Origin of the sequence: Natronincola ferrireducens, assembly GCF_900100845.1 — a bacterium.
GTDB lineage: Bacteria > Bacillota > Clostridia > Peptostreptococcales > Natronincolaceae > Natronincola_B > Natronincola_B ferrireducens.
Map to the genome: position 1 here is coordinate 674,218 of NZ_FNFP01000001.1, position 21,973 is coordinate 696,190.

18 protein-coding genes are annotated in these 21,973 nt (G+C 33.5%); all 18 read left to right on the plus strand.

What is annotated here, in order from left to right; translation table 11 throughout:
- The first annotated feature begins 82 nt into the window (after nt 1-82).
- The 18 genes from BLS22_RS03040 (at nt 83) to BLS22_RS03125 (ending at nt 21,967) form a co-directional block, all read left to right on the plus strand.
- Nucleotides 83-841: a glucosamine-6-phosphate deaminase gene (locus tag BLS22_RS03040; protein WP_090550139.1), complete on the plus strand. Its 759-nt coding sequence runs from the start codon at nt 83-85 to the stop codon at nt 839-841.
- A 446-nt stretch (nt 842-1,287) separates the two neighbouring features.
- On the plus strand, nt 1,288-2,346 hold the full coding sequence (locus tag BLS22_RS03045; protein ID WP_090550143.1) for a LacI family DNA-binding transcriptional regulator: 1,059 nt from the start codon (nt 1,288-1,290) through the stop codon (nt 2,344-2,346).
- Nucleotides 2,343-3,098 (plus strand): glucosamine-6-phosphate deaminase, encoded by a 756-nt coding sequence (locus BLS22_RS03050; protein ID WP_090550146.1) that lies wholly within the window; start codon nt 2,343-2,345, stop codon nt 3,096-3,098. Before BLS22_RS03045 ends, BLS22_RS03050 begins: the two co-directional genes overlap by 4 nt.
- An 85-nt stretch (nt 3,099-3,183) precedes the next feature.
- Nucleotides 3,184-3,975 (plus strand): hypothetical protein, encoded by a 792-nt coding sequence (locus BLS22_RS03055; protein WP_090550149.1) that lies wholly within the window; start codon nt 3,184-3,186, stop codon nt 3,973-3,975.
- 15 nt (nt 3,976-3,990) lie between these two features.
- Entirely contained in the window at nt 3,991-5,517 is a 1,527-nt protein-coding gene (locus BLS22_RS03060) for a sodium:solute symporter family protein (protein WP_244269442.1), read from the plus strand.
- A gap of 2 nt (nt 5,518-5,519) precedes the next feature.
- A complete protein-coding gene (locus BLS22_RS03065) occupies nt 5,520-6,761 on the plus strand; it encodes an AGE family epimerase/isomerase (RefSeq protein ID WP_090550151.1) in 1,242 nt (413 codons plus the stop codon).
- A 4-nt stretch (nt 6,762-6,765) separates the two neighbouring features.
- Nucleotides 6,766-8,013, plus strand: a complete 1,248-nt coding sequence (locus tag BLS22_RS03070) for a neutral/alkaline non-lysosomal ceramidase N-terminal domain-containing protein (RefSeq protein WP_090550155.1) — start codon at nt 6,766-6,768, stop codon at nt 8,011-8,013.
- A 10-nt stretch (nt 8,014-8,023) separates the two neighbouring features.
- Nucleotides 8,024-8,785, plus strand: coding sequence for a sugar isomerase domain-containing protein (locus BLS22_RS03075; RefSeq protein WP_090550158.1), 762 nt, complete (start codon nt 8,024-8,026; stop codon nt 8,783-8,785).
- Between the two features lies 1 nt (nt 8,786).
- Complete coding sequence (gene nagA, locus BLS22_RS03080) at nt 8,787-9,968, plus strand: N-acetylglucosamine-6-phosphate deacetylase (protein ID WP_090550162.1); 1,182 nt, start codon at nt 8,787-8,789, stop codon at nt 9,966-9,968.
- Between the two features lie 848 nt (nt 9,969-10,816).
- Entirely contained in the window at nt 10,817-11,860 is a 1,044-nt protein-coding gene (gene uxuA / locus BLS22_RS03085) for a mannonate dehydratase (RefSeq protein ID WP_330386468.1), read from the plus strand.
- 10 nt (nt 11,861-11,870) lie between these two features.
- Nucleotides 11,871-12,722, plus strand: a complete 852-nt coding sequence (locus BLS22_RS03090) for an SDR family oxidoreductase (protein WP_090550167.1) — start codon at nt 11,871-11,873, stop codon at nt 12,720-12,722.
- Between the two features lie 229 nt (nt 12,723-12,951).
- The gene (locus BLS22_RS03095; RefSeq protein ID WP_090550170.1) at nt 12,952-13,956 is read left to right on the plus strand and encodes a LacI family DNA-binding transcriptional regulator; all 1,005 of its coding nucleotides are present in this window, start codon (nt 12,952-12,954) and stop codon (nt 13,954-13,956) included.
- 74 nt (nt 13,957-14,030) lie between these two features.
- Nucleotides 14,031-15,482, plus strand: coding sequence for a tagaturonate reductase (locus tag BLS22_RS03100; RefSeq protein ID WP_090550173.1), 1,452 nt, complete (start codon nt 14,031-14,033; stop codon nt 15,480-15,482).
- A 1-nt stretch (nt 15,483) separates the two neighbouring features.
- The gene (locus BLS22_RS03105; protein WP_090550175.1) at nt 15,484-16,971 is read left to right on the plus strand and encodes a UxaA family hydrolase; all 1,488 of its coding nucleotides are present in this window, start codon (nt 15,484-15,486) and stop codon (nt 16,969-16,971) included.
- A gap of 19 nt (nt 16,972-16,990) precedes the next feature.
- Nucleotides 16,991-18,397 (plus strand): glucuronate isomerase, encoded by a 1,407-nt coding sequence (uxaC, locus tag BLS22_RS03110; RefSeq protein ID WP_090551578.1) that lies wholly within the window; start codon nt 16,991-16,993, stop codon nt 18,395-18,397.
- 645 nt (nt 18,398-19,042) lie between these two features.
- The gene (locus tag BLS22_RS03115; protein WP_090550178.1) at nt 19,043-19,750 is read left to right on the plus strand and encodes a FadR/GntR family transcriptional regulator; all 708 of its coding nucleotides are present in this window, start codon (nt 19,043-19,045) and stop codon (nt 19,748-19,750) included.
- A gap of 18 nt (nt 19,751-19,768) precedes the next feature.
- On the plus strand, nt 19,769-20,848 hold the full coding sequence (locus BLS22_RS03120; protein WP_090550180.1) for an iron-containing alcohol dehydrogenase family protein: 1,080 nt from the start codon (nt 19,769-19,771) through the stop codon (nt 20,846-20,848).
- A gap of 75 nt (nt 20,849-20,923) precedes the next feature.
- On the plus strand, nt 20,924-21,967 hold the full coding sequence (locus tag BLS22_RS03125) for a TRAP transporter substrate-binding protein (RefSeq protein ID WP_090550183.1): 1,044 nt from the start codon (nt 20,924-20,926) through the stop codon (nt 21,965-21,967).
- The last annotated feature ends 6 nt before the right edge of the window (nt 21,968-21,973 follow it).

A 21,973-nucleotide genomic window follows, 5' to 3' on the forward strand; every position in this document is an offset into this window, starting at 1 on the left:
AATTTGATAATGGATAAGGCATAAGTATTTGTTAATGTCTTTTTAAAATATATTTTTCAAATTAAATCAAGGAGGTAGTAAGATGAAATTATACGTATCTATAAATCCACAAGAATTAGGAGAAAAGGCGGCTTCCCATGCTGCTGATGAGCTTAATAAGGCCATATCAGAGCAAGGATATGCTAGATTGCTAGTATCAACAGGAGCTTCACAATTTGAAACACTTAGTGCATTGATAAAAAAAGATATAGACTGGAAAAAGGTTGAAATGTTTCATTTAGATGAATATGTTAACTTGCCAGAAAATCATATTGCAAGCTTTCGTAAATACTTAAAAGAAAGATTTGTTCAACGTATTCCTCTTAAAAAGGCCCATTTAGTAAATGGAGAAGGGGATATAAAAGAAACAATAAAATTACTAACAGAGGAAATTAGAAAACAGCCTATTGACGTGGCCTTAATAGGAATCGGCGAAAATGCCCATATAGCCTTTAATGATCCGCCTGCAGACTTTGACACAAAAGAAGCCTATATTGTAGTTGAGTTAGATGACAAATGCAAAGAACAACAAGTTAGAGAAGGGTGGTTTAAGATTATAGAAGATGTCCCTAAAACTGCAATCTCTATGAGTGTATACCAAATTATGCAGAGTAAAATAATTATCTCATCTGTACCACACTTAGTAAAGGCAAAAGCAGTAAAAGATACTCTAGAAAGTGACTTAACTAATACAATTCCAGCAACCATGCTAAAACAACATGATAACTGGCATCTTTATTTAGATGAATCGTCTTCATCGCTAATAGATCATAAGCAAAGTTATAATTCACTATACCTTTAAATAGATACTATTAACTGTAGATTTAACCAACAAATAGCAAGTCATCATAATGTATTATTATGTTTTATCAAATCATAAGTAGAAATTATATCTAATAAAAGCTCACTAAAATTATTTTGTTATAGTATATCTAGTCTTAATAGAGGTATTATAATAACTGGCAAGTAAAATATTATATTTTGAGGAATATTCATACAAATTGATACACTCAATTTAAGTCTCAATATTAAAAAATACAATTATTTCAATTGACCTTTAAATTATTATAATAATTTAAATAATTAAATAAGTTGACTTATAAAGAATATTTTGATAATATATAGTAAACGTTTACTATATATTATCAAAATTATTGCTTGTGATAGCAAACATTTTTTGCACATCATAGTAAACGTTTACTATGTGTCTATGACAAAATCAATTCTATTATGTAAGGTGAGATTTAAATGAAAAAGAAGCCAACTATCTCAGATATAGCAAAATTAGCTAACGTTTCCATTGCTACCGTATCTCGTGTACTAAGCAATTCAGATTACCCAGTAAAAGAAGAAGTTCGACAAAAAATATTGGGAATATCTAAAGAAGTTAATTATAAACCTAATATTTTTGGAAAAATGCTCAAGGGTGGTTCTAGCAAAGAAATAGGAGTAATTATTCCTAGTGTTACAAATCCATTTTATGCACAATTAGTATCAGCAGTAGAAAAACAATGTATAAATAGAGGCTATATCCCTCTTATTTGTAGTTCCTATAATAATCCCAAAATGGAAAAAAGACATATAGATATACTTTTTCAAAAACAGGTAGCTGGAATAGTTATGTCAACTATTAGAAAAGATGATCCTTTTTTAAATATAGAAGCCCATGATAAAAATGTAAAAGTTGTATTATTTGATCAAACTCGTACAGATTTACAATATGATAGCGTATCCTTTGATTTTCGCAAAGGTGGTTACATGGCAGTAGACTATTTAATTCAGTGTGGACATAAAGATATTGCATTTTTAACAGCACCAATTGATAGAAAGAGTAGAAAAATGATACTAGAGGGTTACAAACAAGCATTGAAGATTAATGGGATTATGTATAATTCGAAACGGGTGATTATATCCTCCATGATAGGAACAAATGATAGTGGAGAATTTGAATACGAAAATGGGAAGACACTAGCACGATTGCTCCTACAAGACAAGGTTTTACCAGATGCTATAGTTACCATAAATGATATGACAGCCATAGGCATTATTAGGGAGCTAACTAGTGAAGGAATTGAAGTACCAAAGGATGTATCTATTATCGGTTTTGATAATATTTCAATTTCCTCAATGATTACTCCATCACTGACAACCATCAACCAGCCATCCTATGAAACAGGTACTTTGGCAACTAAGATGCTATTAGATCGTATTGAGGGAAAGGAAATAGAAACAAACAATATTGTTATGAAACCGACGCTTATAAAAAGAGATTCTGTCAAAAAAATAGAAAAGGAGACAAGACAATGAGAAATCAACATTATGGAGAGGTTAACTTAAAAATTTTTAAAACGAGGGAGGATATGGGTGTAGTTGCAGCTAGGGAGGCATCTGAGAAAATTATAGAATTATTAGGGGAAAAAAAAGAAATTAATTGCGTTTTTGCGGCAGCACCATCACAAAATGAATTTTTACAAAGTTTACTCGGAGATTCAAAAATTGATTGGTCTAGAATAAATGGATACCACATGGATGAATATATTGGATTATCACAGGAGAACAGCAGGTCCTTTACTAATTTTTTAAACACTAAAATTTTCAATAAAGTACCTTTTAAGTCTGTAAATTTATTGAATGGGCTTGCAGATCCACAAGAAGAATGTAATCGATATGAAAAACTATTAAAACATAATCCTATAGATATTGTATTTATGGGAATTGGTGAAAATGGCCATATTGCATTTAACGATCCTGGAGTAGCAAAATTTCAGGATGAAAGACTGGTAAAGATAGTAGAATTGGAAGAATCTTGTAAGGTTCAGCAGGTTAATGATGGATGTTTTCCAACAATTGAAGATGTACCCCAAAAAGCTATTACGTTAACAATACCAGCATTGGTAGACTGTAAGTATATTTTTTGTGTTGTACCCAGTGCTAATAAAGCAAAAGCTGTAACTTCAGCATTAAAAGGAGAGATTAGTGAAGTGTGTCCAGCATCTATACTTAGAAGGACTAAAAATGTAAATATGTACATTGATGAAGCTTGTGCTGCCTTATTATAAGCAATGATTAGCAAGTTATAATTATAGAAACTTATACACAAGAATAGGTGTAATTTTGAACATTACATGAGATGGGGTGGGTTTCATGAGGTTAGATAATATTAATAAATATTATATAGTAGGCATTCTTCCATTTACTACGGTTATTTTTATTTTATCTTTATTACTATCTTATAATAGAAAAACAGTTTTTTACTCTTTACTCATGGTAGGGGTATTGACGACTTATCAATTGGTTAAAAAATTCACCTTTCTACCTAGGCCTTTAGAAGAATATAAAGATCTAAAAGAAATAAAGCCGCACTTACCTATAAAATATGATGTACGTTACTTTACCTCTAAAGATTTTGACAAATATCCATTTTTTCCAAGAATAGTGGAAATTCTTTCCCCTCTATATTTAAAAGAAGGCGAAAAATTAAAGGTTGTTATCAACGAGAGTCTATTAAAGAATAAAAATGAGCCCTTTATTTACATAGCTATTTGTCGAGAAATTGAAAAATATCGAACAAAGAGCCAAGTAAAAATAATATTAACCCTCGTAACTCCTATTTTAATGGTCATTATAATTGTATTATGGTCCTTATTTATAAAAATTAACCTTTCTAACTATTTAAACCCCTTTATTTTATATTTTATTTTACCTTCTTTTACGGTAATTTTATTTCTAAGTCACTTGTTTTTTTGGAATCGATATGTAACTGTTCAAGAAGCCAAGTTAGATGAGTTTTTAACATCCTATTTTCACATAGATGATGTTGAAAAATATATTAAGCATATTGAGGGCTTAGAAGGAGGTGCAGAGACCTCAAAGCACAGGGAATTTAATAGTTATTATGCAAAGCAACGCCTTAAAAAGTTAAAAAAAGCAAATTAAAAGGAGGGTATATCTATGACAATGCATTGGCTTGACTATGCTATGGTGGCACTATTTTTTATAGTTATGGTATTTATTGGTTTAAAGTCTTTAAATTCTGTTAAAAGTTCGGAAGATTTCTTTGTTGGTGGTGGAAAGATACCATGGTGGTTATCTGGTATATCTCATCATGTATCGGGCTATTCAGGAGTTGTGTTTGTAGCCTACGCTGGCATCGCCTATACTCATGGCATTTCAATTTATTTCTGGTGGGGAGTAAATATTGCAGTTGCCATGGCTTTAAGTGCAATTATTATCGCACCAAGGTGGCCACGTTTAAGAAGGACTCTAGGTATTCAGTCACCTACTGAATATTTAAGAATGCGCTATAATACTTCAGCACAATTAATTGTTGCAATTTCTGGAATAGTAGTTAAGTTGCTAGATGTTGGAGCGAAATGGGCTTCAATGGGTATTTTATTATATGGTTTTACTGGCCTTCCAATTTGGTTAGGCATTGTAGTATCCAGTTTAGTATCCTTGGTGTATATCTCCATCGGAGGATTAGTTGCTGATTTATGGACAGATTTTGCACAATTTGTAGTGCAAGTTGTAGCAGGTTTGGCACTATTCTTTGGAGTTCTTCTACAATTAGGAGCACGAGGTCTTAACTTTTTCACTGTATTTTCTCAATTACCAGATGCAAATACTGCCATATTTAATGCAGGACGAGGTCAAGGATCTTTATCATGGACTTTACTTTATTTCTTTGTAATCTTCTTTAGTTATAGTGGTGGCACTTGGAATCTAGCAGCAAGATTTATTGCAACTCCAGATGATAAACAAGCAAAAAATGCAGCCCTTTTATCTAGTGCATTGTATTTAGTATGGCCTTTTATTTTATTCTTCCCAATGTGGGCTGGGCCACTAATTTTTCCAGGGCTAACTCGAGGAGAAGCAGAAGCAAATCTTTATGCTATGTTGACAAATGAATTTTTACCAGTAGGTATGATAGGTCTAGTACTTGCTTCTATGTTTGCCAATACATTATCTATGTGTACCTCAGATGCAAATACAATTTCTGCCGTATTAACACGTGACGTTTTACCTATATTTAAACCAGAATTAAGAAATTTAACAGAAAAAAAATCACTATATTACGCCCGTGCTACTACCATTGCATTTACATCATTAACTATTTTAGTAGCACTGTTCAGAGATCAACTAGGTGGTGTGTCTGGTTTGATTTTAACTTGGTTTGCAGCATTATTAGGACCTACAGCAATTCCACTATTATTCGGTTTACTGCCCCAATTTAAGTATGCAGATGCAAAGGCAGCTATAGCTTCTATGATAGGTGGGTTAGGAGTATTTGTTATGACTAAAATGGGCCTGCAATTAGAGGCCGATATTGCCTTGATTGCTCCCCTTGCAACATCCTTTATAATATTTGGCGGAATGACATTATTAAATAAATATGTATTAGGCTATAAGGTTCCTGATGAAATAGAACAGCTTATGACTGAATTAGGAAAAGAAGATCTAGCAAAGGAATTGAATTAATTATGATAAAAAGTGAAACCTATAATTTCTACGTGTCACAAATAGAAGAGGACTTTGTGCCTTATTGGAGTAAATTTGTTGACAGAGAAAATGGTGGAATATTTAATTGTATTAATAACTTTGGAGACAAAAAACTAAGTGACCATAAATTTACTTGGTCCCAAGGACGTTATTTATGGATTCTAGGAAAAATCTATGATTTAAGTCAAAAAAATATTCTTACTAAAATTGATTACAATGATATAAAATTTCAAATGGATAAAACCTATGAATTTATAAGTAAATATGCTATTTATGATAATAAGTGCTGTTATTTATTAGATGCCGTTGGGAATAAGCTAATCGATGAAAAAACCAACAGATATGATGCAAGTATTTTTGCTGATTGCTTTGCATTGATTGGTATGGTTCAATATGTAAAGTCACTACATAAGGTAGAACTTGTAGATGAAGTAAGAAATCTCTATGAAAGTATTGTTGACAGGATTGAATCAGGAAAATTTTTAACAGAACCTTACCCAATACCCCCAAATTATAAAGTCCACTCTATTCCAATGATATTGTTAAATACAACCTATGAGTATATAAAAATGCTCCAAAGGATGCATCTACAACATACAAAAGAAATTAATTATGGCCTGAAGCAAATAGACACTATCCTTGTAGAGTTTCACCGAGATGGGTTGATTCGTGAACATGTTTCAACGGATGAAAACTATGAAACTCGTATGCTAGATAGACATATAAATCCAGGACATACATTAGAATGTATGTGGTTTGTCATTGAGTTCCTAAAAGAGTTTGGGGATATACATAAATATCTACCCAGTATCATAAATATAGCACAAAAAAACTTTGATTTAGGTTGGGATAAAAAACATGGTGGATTATTTAGATTTGTAGATAGGGATGGAATAGCACCCCATGGTAAGATGGGGGACAGTGATTTTGAGATCTTGATTGAAAACACCCATGATATGAAGTTATGGTGGCCTCATTCAGAAATGTTATATGTTTTTCTTCTAATTTATGAAGTGACACAGGACAAAAGAATGTTAGAGAACTATGAAAAGGCTTATGAATATACCTTTAAAACATTCCCCAATAGGGAAATAGGCGAGTGGATACAGATTCGGAAGCGAGATGGTTCTCCCGAAGAGAGATTGGTAGCCCTACCCGTTAAAGATCCTTTTCATATTTTAAGAAACTTTATTAAAATCGTAGAGCTTTATGAAATGAGGTAATTGTATGTATTTAGGTGTATCAAAAATGATAATAACTCCCCCTCATCCAGTACGGCTATGTGGTTATGGAAATCGAATAGGTACTTTTAAAGACGTAAAAGAGGATATTTATTTACGGATACAAATTCATAGTAATGCTGAGAAAACAATTGTGTTTATTTATGGGGATGTACTTTGGTGGGGTTCTGATTTTGTGGCAGAAATAAAACCAAAGTTAGAGGGAAAATTTCATCTGCAGCAGGAAGATGTTTTCTTTGTCGCTTCCCATAACCATTCAGGACCTCCTACGAGTAAAAAATTTACCAATACACTGGAAACCTATGATGAAAATTATACTAATTTTTTAAAAGAAAAGATATTTGAGGGGATCAGGGTAGCTTTCAACAATATGGAAGAAGTTACAGGAAAGTTGCACACTGGAACATCACGTTTAAATGTTTTTCGACGACTTAAGGTTGGGGAGAAAATAATGATGGCTCCTAACTATAAAATAGATGCTGATCATGGATTAACAATCATTGGTTTATATAGAAAAAACCAATCCTTGAAAGGTATGATTGTCCACTATCCATGCCATGCAAATATCTCAAATGAAAATGATATACAACCAGATTATCCGGGAGTGGCCCTTAGAATGTTAGATCAAAAATTTGCAAATAGTGTATCAATTTTCTTGCAAGGATGTACAGGAGATTTAAGGCCAAATACTGTGCTGGGGGATAAATTTTCCCCCGGCTCTTATGAAAGTGTAGTAAAATTTGCTCGATCATTTTATGAAGATTGTCTAAAGACTATGGATGAAGACAAAGGTGTATCGCTGAAATTCATCTTAAAAACTTCTAAAAAAGAAGTTAAATTATCCCAAGAAAATTTTAAAAAAGAAGAAGAGATAAAAAAATTATTACATTCAGATATAGCTTTAGAGAAGGAATGGGCTGAACAGATAATAGAAAAAAAGAATAGGGACTATGAAGTTTTAGAAATAAATAAAATTAGTTATGCCAATGAAATTTCTTTTTTAACCTTTAATGCTGAAATTTCTCAATATTATTCTGAGTTTGTAAAATCTCTTGATAAAAAGATTATTTCTATTGCCTATACCAATGGAATGGTAGGGTATATATGTACCAACGAGCAGATTGTAGAAGGGGGTTACGAGCCAAAGGAATCAGCTCTTTATTTTGCATTATCAGGAACATATAAACCAGAAATAGAGGAAGTAATCCATAATAGCATTAAAGAATTACTTTAGGAGGGTTCAAATGAAAAGTGGTTTTGTAATGGATGCTTATTACAAAGAAATTATACGCATTCTAGATGATATTCATAATAATGAAAAAGAAAGAATTCTTGAAGTTGCCTATGTAATTGCTGAACATATAAAAAAAGACAGACTAGTGTACATTTGGGGACCTGGAGGCCATTCCAACCTTGCAGCTATGGAGATTTTTTTCCGTGCGGGAGGTCTTATGCATATTAATGCCATATTAAATACAGAAACGATGTTAAGTGAAGGCGCTTTAAAGTCTATGTATGTAGAGCGTATGCCAGGATACGGTAAAGTTGTTATTAACGATTATGGCATTGGTGAAGGAGATTTAATTATTGTTGTCAATGCCTATGGCATTAACTCTGCAACGATTGATGCAGCTTTGGAAGCAAAATCTAGAGGTGCTATTGTAATCGGTATTAGCTCCCATGAACATGCAAACAATACACCTAAAGATCATGTTGCACGGCACCCATCTAAATTTAATCTACATGAAATTGTAGATTATACCGTTGATTGTAAAGTTAAGGTTGGAGACGCCGTAATCAAACTACCTGATTTTCAACAAAAAATTGGGGCATTAAGCACTTTTGCCAATGCCTATGTATTAAACTGCATTGTCATCGAAGCTATTAATATGATGGTAAAGGATGGAATAAAACCTCCTGTTTGGATGAGTGGCAATGCACAAGGTGGGGATGAATGGAATAACCAGTTTATAGATCGATTCAAAAACAAGATAAGGGTGCTTTAATATGAAAAAAATATTATTTAAAAATGCTAGGATTATAACACCTTCAGGAATTACAAAGGGTGAACTCCTTGTCCATGGCGATACCATCGAGAAAATTGTATTTAATAGAGAAATCCATGATGAAGCCGATCAAGTTATCGATGTGAACAACAAATATTTATCACCTGGCTTTATAGATGTTCATACCCATGGCGCTGGGGATGCAGACTTTATGGATGGTAACATAGATGCAATATACAATGCATGTAAAGCCCATATGATTCACGGGACAACGTCTATAGTACCCACAACAATAACAAGTACAAAGGAGTCTCTTTTGCACTTCATTGATCTTTTTAATAAGGTAGACCTAAGAAAAAAAGGGCTACCTAATATTCTAGGTTTACATTTAGAAGGACCCTACTTTGCATACAATCAAAGGGGTGCACAAGACCCTAAATATTTAAGAAATCCCGATGAAAGGGAGTATAAAGAAGTATTAAGCAGAACAGATCGCATCATCAGATGGTCCTTTGCAGTTGAGTTAGAAGGATCTAAAGAATTTTTAAATACATTAAGAACCTATAATATTATTAGTTCACTAGCACACTCCGATGCTACTTGTGAAGAGGTTATTAGAGCTTACGAAAACGGGTTATCGGCACTAACACATTTTTATTCAGCCATGTCTACTGTTAAAAGAGTTAATGCTTACCGTGTTGCTGGTGCAGTAGAGGCTGGGTATTTATTGGATGATTTGTTTGTGGAGGTTATTGCTGATGGAAAACACTTGCCCAAAGAATTATTGCAACTGATTTATAAGATAAAAGGACCGGATAAAATTTGTTTAGTGACAGATTCTATGAGAGCAGCAGGAATGCCAGATGGAGAATATATTTTAGGAAACAAAGAAAATGGTATGAAGGTAATTTCAGAAGAAAATGTTGCAAAACTTATGGATAGAACTGCATTTGCAGGAAGTGTAGCAACAGCTGATAGGCTTGTGAGAACATTTCATAAATTAACTAATGCTCCTTTACATGAAGTAATAAAAATGATAACTTTGACACCAGCAAAGTTATTAAAAATTAATCACAAAAAAGGATCCGTTGGTGAAAATAAAGATGCAGATTTGTTGATATTTAATGAAAATATCAATATTGAAATGGTTATGGTGATGGGTGAAATTAATTACAGTGTATAATGGATGATCTCAGTTGTAGTAAGATGGGGCTTCACTTCTTTCCTAATAAAGAAAACCTCTGGTTTGAACACGATATCAAAACTCTTTAATTATGATTAAATTATTTAATTTCCTTTTGATAAAATTGAATTACCTAAGTTTTGCATAAATAACTAACAGGTCTTAAAGAGAATATAGCGTCATGAGTGCAACAAGAAATACCATCCTTAGTAAGGTTGTAGTCAAAACTACTAAGGAGAACGAGGATTAAGAAAAATATAAGTTTTGCTGAATTTCCAATACCTAATACCCAGAAAATCTTTGTAAATATTAATGGCATCAAAAGCAAAATCACCGATAAAGGTATCTGCTTAAATATATGGATGTTTATTTAAAAAGTTAAATAGAACTAATTAAAGAGATTTTGAATAACTAGAGGATTAATCTTCATTAGGAGAATGAAACTTTTTCAAGAACAATTGTAAAAGTAAAGCCTACATCATAGAAGTAAGAGGATATTCTCTAGGTTTCTCATTAAATGCATAGTAACTACAATAAAAAGAAAGAGGTATTAACTCATCAAGATCAAGGTGTTCTTCTAAAAGAGAAAGAAAGTGATGCTTATTAATTTCAAAATAATTGGTATAGTCACAATAAACTTCGGCCAAAGAAAAAATGTTTATGTGTTTAAAGTAGACATGTATAACTCCTTTCTAGGTTGGTAAATTTGTTTCTGTTAATTTAATTTTTACTATCATCTGGAGAGGAGTTATATTTTTTATATCAAAACCTACCTGTAACTATATGAGCCGTAGCGTTTCGCAAATGCCTATTAAAAATAAAATAGTAAGGAGCTGATAACATTGAAAATGACCTTTAGATGGTACGGGGAGAATGATTCCGTTACCTTAGAGTACATTAAGCAAATTCCAGGTATCGTGGGTATTGTTTCCGCAATTTATGATATTCCTGTTGGAGAACCATGGCCTATGGATAAGATTCTTGAACTGAAGAACAAAGTAGAAGCCAATGGTCTAAAGTTATCTGTAATAGAGAGCGTACCTGTACATGAAGATATTAAATTAGGAAAATCAACAAGAGAGCAATACATCAAAAACTATAAAACGACAATTCGAAGATTAGGGCAAGCTGGTATTAAAGTAATCTGCTACAATTTCATGCCGGTCTTTGATTGGACTAGATCAGATTTGGAATACCAATTATCAGATGGTTCTACAGCTTTGATTTTTGATGAAAAAATAGTAGAGAAAATGGACCCATCTACCGGGGAATTAAGCCTTCCAGGGTGGGATACTAGCTATACTAAAGAAGGATTAAAAGCTTTATTAGATGAGTACAAGCAGGTAGATGAAGAAAGGCTTTGGGAAAATCTTGAGTATTTCTTAAAAGAAATCATTCCTGTAGCGGCAGAAGAAGACGTAAAAATGGCTATCCATCCAGATGATCCACCATGGCCTATTTTTGATCTTCCAAGAATTATTACTAATGAAGATAATCTAGAAAGATTTTTAAATTTAGTCAATCATCCTAATAATGGTCTAACTCTATGTAGTGGTTCATTAGGGGTGTCAAAGAATAATGACATGGCAAGACTTGTAAGAAAATTCGGCAAGAAAATTCACTTCTCCCATATGAGAAATGTAAAAATTACTGGACCTAAATCTTTTGAAGAATCTGCCCATCCTTCCCAGTACGGTTCTTTAGATATGGTAGATATTTTAAAGGCTTATCACGATGTAGGTTTTGATGGGCCTATGCGTCCAGACCATGGTAGAATGATCTGGGGAGAAACAGGGAAACCAGGATATGGTCTATATGATAGAGCTTTAGGTGCAACCTATCTTATGGGAATTTGGGAAACTTTAGAGAAAACTAGAAAACAGAAGGGATAGGAGGAATACGATGTTACCATTTAAAATTGATTTAACAGATAAAGTTGCAGTTGTCACTGGTGGTGGAGGTGTATTGTGCAGCGAATTTGCTAAGGCTTTAGCTGAATGTGATGCTAAAGTTGCAGTATTAGACTTAACAGAGGAATATGCTAGACGAGTAGCCAATGAGATCAATGATAAAGGTGGAAAGGCTATTGAGGTAGTTGCTAATGTTTTAGATATTGAAAGTCTTGAAGAGGCAAAAAAACTAATAAATGATAAATTAGGTACAGTAGATATTTTAATCAATGGAGCTGGTGGCAATCATCCAAAGGGAACAACTACAAAGGAATATTTATTTAAAGAGGATTTACACAACAATACTGATATTACAACCTTCTTTGACCTAGATCCAAAGGGTGTGGAGTTCACCTTTAATCTTAACTTCATAGGAACGTTGTTGCCTACACAGGTTTTTGCAAAGGATATGATTGATAAAGAAGAGGCTTGTATTGTTAATGTTTCTTCTATGAATGCCTACACTCCCTTAACTAAAATCCCTGCCTATAGTGGAGCCAAGGCAGCTGTTAGCAACTTTACCCAATGGCTGGCAGTCCACATGTCTAAGGTAGGCATTCGAGTAAATGCTATTGCTCCTGGATTTTTTTTAACGAAGCAAAATGAAGGACTTTTATTAAATAAAGATGGTAGCTTTACACAAAGGGCGAATAAAATTATTGGTCAAACTCCAATGGAGAGATTTGGTAAACCTGAAGAGCTAATAGGAACCCTCCTTTGGTTGGTTGATCATAAAGCATCTAGCTTCGTAAATGGTATTACTGTGCCTGTAGATGGTGGATTTTCCTCCTACTCAGGTGTTTAAGGATTTAACGGTCTTATGCTTGGTCATCCTGAAAAAAGTTAAGAAATTTGCCATAGTATAAACACTTAAAATCTTTACAAATACTCAGGATGACTGTTGTTTTAGCCCATGTTGAATTTTCATCTAAGATTAGTATTTACCTTTAATATGACCTTGAAATTTAAAATAGCAAAAGACATTCTATTATGAACATAGGTATTTTATGATATGATAACTATGAGGTGGTAAAATGAGTGTTACGATAAAAGACATAGCAAGGATTGCAAAGGTTTCCCATACAACTGTATCTAGAGTCCTCAATGATAGTCCTTTAATTAGTGAAAAAACAAAAAAAAGAATAAAAAAGATTGCAGAGGAATTAAATTATACCCCTAATTATAGTGCTAGAAGCTTAGTTTTGGATAGATCTTACCATATTGGACTGTTTTTTTCCACAATCAATAAAGGTACTTCATCAAATTTCTTTTATGAGGTTGTCAGGGGTGTAAATAACACAATAAAGGATCAATATAATCTTATTGTAAAAGGTATTGATGATTATCATAATCTAAATAGTATAAACAAACGAAATTTTGATGGAATCATAATTATGAGTCAAAGCACAGAAGATACCCCTTTTATTAAACATGTTTTAGAAAAAAAAATTCCTCTAGTGGTTTTAAATAGATATATACAAAACAGTAATCTAGTTAATATTTTGTCGGATGATAAAAAAGGTTCCTATAATGGAGCACAATATTTAATTCAATTAGGGCATAGGAAAATTGGCTTAATAGAGGGTAAACAAGGTTTTAAGTCTACGGAAGAAAGAAAAGAAGGATTTTTGCAGGCATTAAGGGATTACAACATTCCTGTAGATGAAGCATTCATTGTAAAGGGGAATTATGATCTAGAAAGTGGCTATAGGACTATGAAATATCTTTTACAGCTTCAAGACTTACCTACAGCTATTTTTTCTTCTAATGATGATATGGCTGTAGGGGCAATGAAGGCAATCATAGAAAAAGGCCTTAGTATACCTGAAGATATTTCTATAATTGGGTTTGATGACAACGTTTTTTCTTCATTTTTGACACCTGCTTTAACTACTGTCAAAAGACCTATTGAAGCAATAAGTGAAGAAGGGGGAAGGAAGTTGATAAAGTTAATTAATCAAGAAGATATAAAAAAAGAAACCATATATATTAATACTAAACTGGTAATACGGGACTCAGTGAAGGTCTTGGAGAAATAGTTTTTTAAAGATATATTGAGGAATTTTTTAACGAAACAATGCACACGTTAAACTAAAAACAGGAGGAATATGAAGTGAAATTAGAAAAATCTATATACAAGGAATATAAAAGTTACCCAGAAAAAATAATACAATTTGGTGAAGGAAATTTTCTAAGAGCATTTGTAGATTGGAAGATAGATAAAATGAATAAAGAAATAGGCTTTAATAGTGGGGTAGTGGTTGTACAGCCTTTGGATAATGGTTTGGTAAATAAGCTAAATCAACAGGATGGCTTATATACCCTGTATCTAAATGGTATCAAGAATGGTGAGGTTGTTACCGAGCATTCAATTATTAATTGTATTGCAAGGGGAGTTAATACCTATACAGACTATGATGAATATTTAAAGATTGCAGAAAACCCAGAACTAAGGTTTGTCATTTCTAATACAACAGAAGCAGGGATCGCCTACAATGAGGAAGATAAATTAGAGGATAGACCACAGATGAGCTTTCCAGGAAAATTAGCAGCCCTATTATACCATAGATATAAAACCTTTAATGGAGATAGAAGCAAAGGATTAATATTTATCCCTTGTGAACTCATAGATAAAAATGGAGAAAATCTTAAGGCTATTCTTTTGAAGCTTGCAGATCAATGGAAACTAGAAGAAGATTTTAAAGCATGGCTTCATGAAGCCAATACCTTCTGCAATAGCTTAGTTGATAGAATTGTTCCGGGGTATCCAAAGGGAAAAATTCAGAAAATTTGCCAGGAGCTTGGTTATGAAGATGATTTGGTGGTAGAGGGAGAGCAATTCCACCTTTGGGTTATCGAGGGGCCAGCTTGGGTAAAGGACGAATTTCCTGCACATAAAGCTGGATTGAATGTACTATTTGTAGAGGATATGACCCCTTACAGAATAAGAAAAGTAAGAATATTAAATGGTGTCCATACCAGCATGGTGCCTGTAGCTTATTTATATGGCTTAAATACTGTTAGGGAAAGTGTAGAGGATCCTGTAGTAGGCAAATTCGTATTAGAAGCAGTTTTCCAAGAGATTATTCCTACCTTAGATTTATCTATGGAGGAGTTGGAGAAATTTGCCCATGATGTACTAGATCGTTTTAGGAATCCATTTATTAAGCACGAATTAATGAGCATTGCTTTAAACTCCATGTCTAAATTTGAAACTAGGGTGTTGCCTTCTCTTTTAGAGTATAAAAATAGAAGAGGAAGCCTTCCAAAGAGGCTAGTATTTTCATTAGCTGCATTAATTGCCTTCTACAAAGGCAAAAGAAATAATGAAAATATTCATCTAGCTGATGATCTAGAGGTTCTAAACCAATATAAGGAACTTTGGGGAGACTATGATGGATCAGAAGATTATTTGGTATATATTGTAAAAACTATTTTATCCAATGAAAAGATTTGGAAAATGAATTTAAATGAAGTCGAAGGATTGACTTCAGCTGTGACAAAATACCTGATTGTTATTGAAAAGGAAGGTATTAAAGCTGCTATAGAAAAGGTGATGATATAATATGAAACCTTATATTAAAATCAATGAACTGGATAATGTAGCTGTTGCTTTAAGGGATTTAAGTAAAAATGATATAGCCCTATTTAATGATTATAAAGTGGAACTTTTAGAGGATATCAAAAGGGGTCATAAGTTTGCTTTAGCAGAAATAAAAAAAGGTGTAAATATTATAAAATATGGTGCTCCTTTAGGCCACGCGATAAAGACAATAAGCATAGGGGAATGGGTACACTCCCACAACACAAAAACAAATCTATCAGGTGTCAGCGAATATACCTTTAATCAACAATGCCATGAAATAAGTAGGGAAGATAAAAAGTTAACCTTTAAAGGATATCATAGAAAAAATGGCAACGTAGGTATTCGAAATGAATTGTGGATTATTCCCACAGTAGGTTGTGTCAATGGCATTGCTGAAACCATTATTAGAAGGTTTAAAGAGGAAGTAAATCCACAAGGAATTGATGCTATAGAAGTATTTAAGCATAACTATGGCTGTTCTCAGCTTGGTAATGATCATAACAACACGAGAACTATTTTAGGTGATATTGTTAAGCATCCTAATGCTGGTGGAGTGCTAATAATGGGGCTAGGCTGTGAAAATAACTATGTTTCTGCCTTCAAGGAATCTTTAGGAGGATTTGATGAGGATAGGGTGAAATTCCTTATTACTCAAGAGGTGTCAGATGAGATAGAAATAGGAGTACAATTATTAAAGAAACTATATCAACAAATGATAAAGGATGAGAGAAAGGATACACCTATTTCTGAATTAAAGGTAGGACTAAAATGTGGTGGTTCTGATGGATTATCAGGCATTACTGCTAATCCCTTGGTAGGAGCATTTTCTGACTTCTTGATTTCTCAAGGAGGCACAACGATTTTGACGGAGGTTCCAGAAATGTTTGGTGCGGAAATCCTCCTTATGAATCGAGCAGAAAACGAAGATGTATTCCAAGCAACGGTAGACCTTATCAATGATTTTAAACGATATTTTATTGAACACAATCAGCCAATTTATGAAAACCCTTCCCCGGGCAATAAGGAGGGGGGTATTACAACTCTAGAGGAAAAATCCTTAGGCTGTACCCAAAAAGGTGGTAGGGCAATGGTTGTAGATGTACTAAAATATGGAGAAGTACTAAAGAAAAAAGGATTGAATCTTTTAAATGCTCCAGGAAATGATCTTGTTGCCGCTACAGCTTTGGGAGCTTCTGGATGTCAAATACTACTGTTTACAACAGGTAGAGGCACACCCTTTGGTAGTTTTGTACCAACTATTAAGGTTTCAACCAATACATCTATATATGAGCTAAAGCCCCATTGGATTGATTTTAATGCAGGTACATTAGTAGAGGATGAATCAATGGAGGAAGTATTGGAGAAATTTATTCAATATATTATTCAGGTGGCCAGTGGAGAACTTGTTAACCATGAAAAAAATAACTTCAAGGAGATTTCTATTTTCAAAACTGGGGTTACACTATAGAGAGGATAGGGTGATAGAAATGAAAAAATTTATGGATGAAAACTTTCTTTTAAGTACCAAGACAGCCGAAGAACTATATCATAATTATGCAAAACATATGCCTATCTATGATTACCATTGTCATTTAAGTCCAAAAGAAATTCATACTGATAAGAAGTACAGAAACATTACTGATGTATGGTTAGGTGGAGACCACTATAAATGGAGGGCTATGAGAAGTAATGGTATAGAGGAGAAGTATATAACAGGAGATGCTAGTGATTATGAAAAATTTATGGCTTGGGCTAAAACCTTATCCATGTGTATTGGAAATCCCTTATATCATTGGACCCATCTAGAGCTCCAAAGGTACTTCGGTATCTATGATATATTAAATGAATCTACCGCTGATGATATTTGGAATAAGTGTAATGAGCTTATTGTAAGAGATGATTTTACAGCAAAGGAATTAATAAAAAAGTCTAATGTAAAGGTAATATGTACAACAGATGATCCTATAGATGATTTAAATTATCATATTGCTATTAAAGACGATGAGACCTTTGGCGTAAAAGTTCTTCCTACTTTTAGACCTGATAAGGGATTAAATGTTGAAAAAAAAGGGTTTTACCAATGGTTAGAGAGCTTACAAGCGGTATCTGGAGTAAATGTTATAGATTACACCACCTATCTCCAAGCCCTACAACAAAGAATTGACTTCTTCCATGAAGTAGGTTGCAGAGTATCAGACCATGCTCTAGATACTGTAGTTTACCAAGCTGGAAGTTTAGAAGAAGTAGAGACAATATTTCTCAAGGTGCTGGCAAAGGAAAGCACAACTCAAGAGGAGCTTCATAAGCTGAAAACCTATACCTTAAAATTCTTTGCTCAGAACTATAGTAAATATGGCTGGGCTATGCAGCTTCATATTGGAGCCCTAAGAAACAATAATACAAGAATGTTCCAGTATTTAGGACCAGATACAGGGTATGACTCCATCAATGATGAAAATATAGCTACCCCTTTATCAAGGGTTTTAGATGATCTTGATGAAGAAGGGCAGTTGCCTAAAACCATATTATACTGCTTAAACCCTAAGGATAACTATGTTTTAGGAACTATGATAGGCAATTTTCAAGGAGGAGGAGTAGCAGGAAAAATCCAATTTGGTTCAGGATGGTGGTTTAATGATCAAAAAGAAGGTATGATAGCCCAAATGACTTCGCTGGGAAATCTTGGATTATTAGGCGGATTTGTTGGCATGTTGACGGATTCAAGAAGCTTCTTGTCCTATCCAAGACATGAGTACTTTAGAAGAATTCTTTGCGATCTTATAGGTCGATGGGTAGAAGATGGAGAGTTGCCCTATGACTTAGAATACCTTGGCGTTATTGTAGAAAATATTTGCTATAACAATGCTAAAAATTATTTTGATATTTTAAAATAAGAGTGCTGATAACTAGCACTGAGGTTGTTGAAAAAAGGGTAGTTTTTCTGAGAGAAAAACTACCCTTTTTGAAATTTGATGTAAAAGCATATTAAAGTCTACAAAAATATAGCATTATCTTCTATTTTATATCTTTTTTATGTTTAATATGGTTGCTGTAATCAAAGCTTGTACATTAACACCTTCCTTGATAATCTCCATTAGGAGATTTTTTTAAGCCCTTTATTTTGATTTAATCTTTCTAACAATCAATTAAATATTGATTTTGAAGGAGTTTTATTAAAATATTAAAGCTACAGCAATATCTTAAGATAGGATTTTTACTTAAGTTTTAAAACAAGATTTTTGTGCACTCCATATAAGCGACTGACATCAAATAAAAGATTTCATTCATCTACTTAGGACAAATATGTCTTACAAGTAAAACCATTAATAAAATTGAGTAATAATTGTAATATAACTTATAAAATAGTAATAATCAATAAAATTAATATAGAATCATCATTTATTCTTTAAAAATCGTGCTTTAATCTAAAAATATTATTTAAAAACTTTTCAAAAAATATTGACAATACATATCTAACTTCAGTATAATCATAAGTAAGTTATAAGTTGTAAGACAAGTTAAACGAGGAAGTGATCTATATGGAACAGAAAAAAATGAATACCAGTGAAATCGTTTACAGAACTATTGAAGAAAAAATCTTCAATAAAGAGTGGACACCGGGGATGAAGATAGCTTCAGAAAATCAGTTATCTCAAGAATTAGGTGTCAGTAGAATGTCAGTAAGAGAAGCTATTGAAAAAATGGTGGCCCTTAATGTACTGACAAAAAAACAGGGTGGTGGAACATTTGTTAACGAACTATCTCCTTCCATCTACCTTAATAGTTTAATTCCAATGTTACTTTTTGATAATGATAACTTGTTGGATGTATTGGAATTTAGAGAGGTAATAGAGGTGGATAGTGCTAGACTTTGTGCTGAGCGCTGTGATGAGGAAACCATTGGGGTTCTGGAAAGTTGTTATCAAATCATGTGTGATAATAACAACAAATCACCGGAATTTTCAAATGCTGACTATCAATTTCACATGGAGATAGCCAAAGGAACAAAAAACTCTTTAATTATAAAGGTCAACAGTATTTTAACGGATATTTGGAAATTTCAACAGAAGGAAATCAATCGTTACTTAGGACCATCTGGGGGTGTCCAAGAGCATAAAAAAATCCTAGATGCCATTAAAGCAAGAGACTCTGAATTAGCAGCTCTTTTTATGAAACGACATATCGAGAGAACCTATAATGAAATTTTTACAATTAAAGCAAGAGAAGAAAGTGAAGAAAATCAATAGAGAGTTGAAGGTGAGGTCATGAAAAGTTTAACGGTAAAATTCCCTAATTACACTATCCAGGAAAAACTTCTATCTAAAGTTGGAGAGATGCTGAGAAGTTATGGAGAAACTGTGCTGGTGATGGGAGGAAGAACTGCCTTAGAAAAGACAGAGGAAGAACTGAAAAAGTCGTTTAAAAGTAATGGGTTAGAAGCAGTTGACTTTATGTGGTATGGTGGAGAATGTACCTATGCCAATATAAATAAGGCTGCTGAAATAGCTAAATTGGAAGGCGTAGACATGATTATAGGGGTTGGTGGGGGAAAGGCTCTTGATACAGCTAAGGCTGCTGCTGAGCGGGCGGGACTTCCGTCTTTTACAATACCAACTACTGCTGCAACATGTGCAGCTACTACACCCCTCTCTATTGTATATACAGAAAAAGGGGACTTTGAAGCCTTATTTCACTTAAATGAACCACCGGTTCATATTTTTATGGATAGTAGCATCATTGCTAATGCTCCTACAAAGTATTTATGGGCTGGCATAGGTGATACCATAGCAAAATACTATGAAGTAGATTTGGCCAGCAGAGGAAAAAAACTATCCCATAGCGCAGCTATGGGTAAAGAATTAAGCACCATGTGTGTGGAACCACTGATTGAATTCGGAAAGAAGGCGTTACAAGATAGTGAAAATAAAGTAGCTTCCTATGAGTTAGAACAAGTTATCTTAAACAATATCATCAGTACTGGTATGGTTGCCATGTTGGTGGGAGATGAAAATAATGGCGCTATAGCCCATGGGCTGTTTTATGGATTTACATTATTAGAAGAGATAGAAAAGTATCATCTACATGGAGAGGTGGTGGCCTATGGTGTATTGGTACTTTTAGCTATAGATAAGCAAGATGCAGAGTTAGATAGATTAATAACCTTTTATGAGGACATAAACTTACCAACAACATTGGGAAAAATGGATGTTAAACATGAAAGAGAGTATTTAGAAACTGTATTAGAAAAAGCAATTAATGCACCGGATATGAAAAAAACACCCTATCCAATTACAAAGGACATGATTTTTGAAGCTATAGAAAAGCTAGAGGCTAGAAAAGTTTAAGAAAGTATTGCTAATGATTCTTTGTACATAGTACAAAATCATTATATAAAAAATTTACATGAGGGGGAAAGAACCATGAAAAACATGAAAAAATTAGTTGCATTAATGTTGGTATTGGCAATGATCTTAGTTGGATGTAGCAGTGAACCAGCTGGTGGGAACGAAGGAACTGAAGCTGGCGGTGAGCAAGAAACCTTTGTAATCCGGGCAGGAATTGGTCTTAATGATCAACATCCACAGTTCAAAGGTTTAGAAGTATTTAAAGAGTATGTTGAAAGAGAAAGTGATGGAAGAATTGAAGTTCAATTATTCCATAGCAGTCAATTAGGTGATGATATCCAAATGATGGAAGCTTTACAGTTGGGAAGTCAAGAAATGACATGTCCTTCAACTGCACCTATTACTTCTATTGATAAGAGATTTATGGCTTTTGACCTACCGTTCTTATTCCCAACTCCTGAAGTAGCAGACGCTATTTTAGATGGTGCTATTGGACAAGAATTACTTGATGGGTTACAAGACCATGGATTAGTAGGATTAGCCTACTGGGAAAATGGTTACCGTCATTTAACAAACAGTAAAGTCGCTGTATCTACACCAGAAGATATGTCAGGTCTAAAAATTAGAACGATGGAAAACCAAGTTCACTTAGATTTCTTTAGAGCCATGGGTGCTCAACCAACTCCAATGCCTTTTGGTGAGTTATTTACAGCTATGCAACAGGGTGTAGTAGATGGTCAAGAAAACCCAGTTCCAACTATCTACCTACAAAACTTTGATGAAGTACAGGATTACACAACATTAACAGGTCACGTTTACAGCCCATTTGTATTCATGATGAGCAAAATCTTCTATGATAGATTACCAGCTGATTTACAACAAATCGTTAGAGATGGTGCTCTTGTAGCTAGAGATGAACAAAGAGTAATTAACCGTGAATACACAGAAGAGTTAACCGATGGATTAAGACAAAAGGGTATGACTGTTATCGAGCTAACACCTGAGCAACAACAAGCTTTCCAAGCGGCTACAAGTTCAACAGTTGAAAAGTTTAGAGATGAAATCGGTGCAGAAACTGTAGATAGAATTTTAGCAGAAATTGAGCGTTTATCTAACTAATAATAA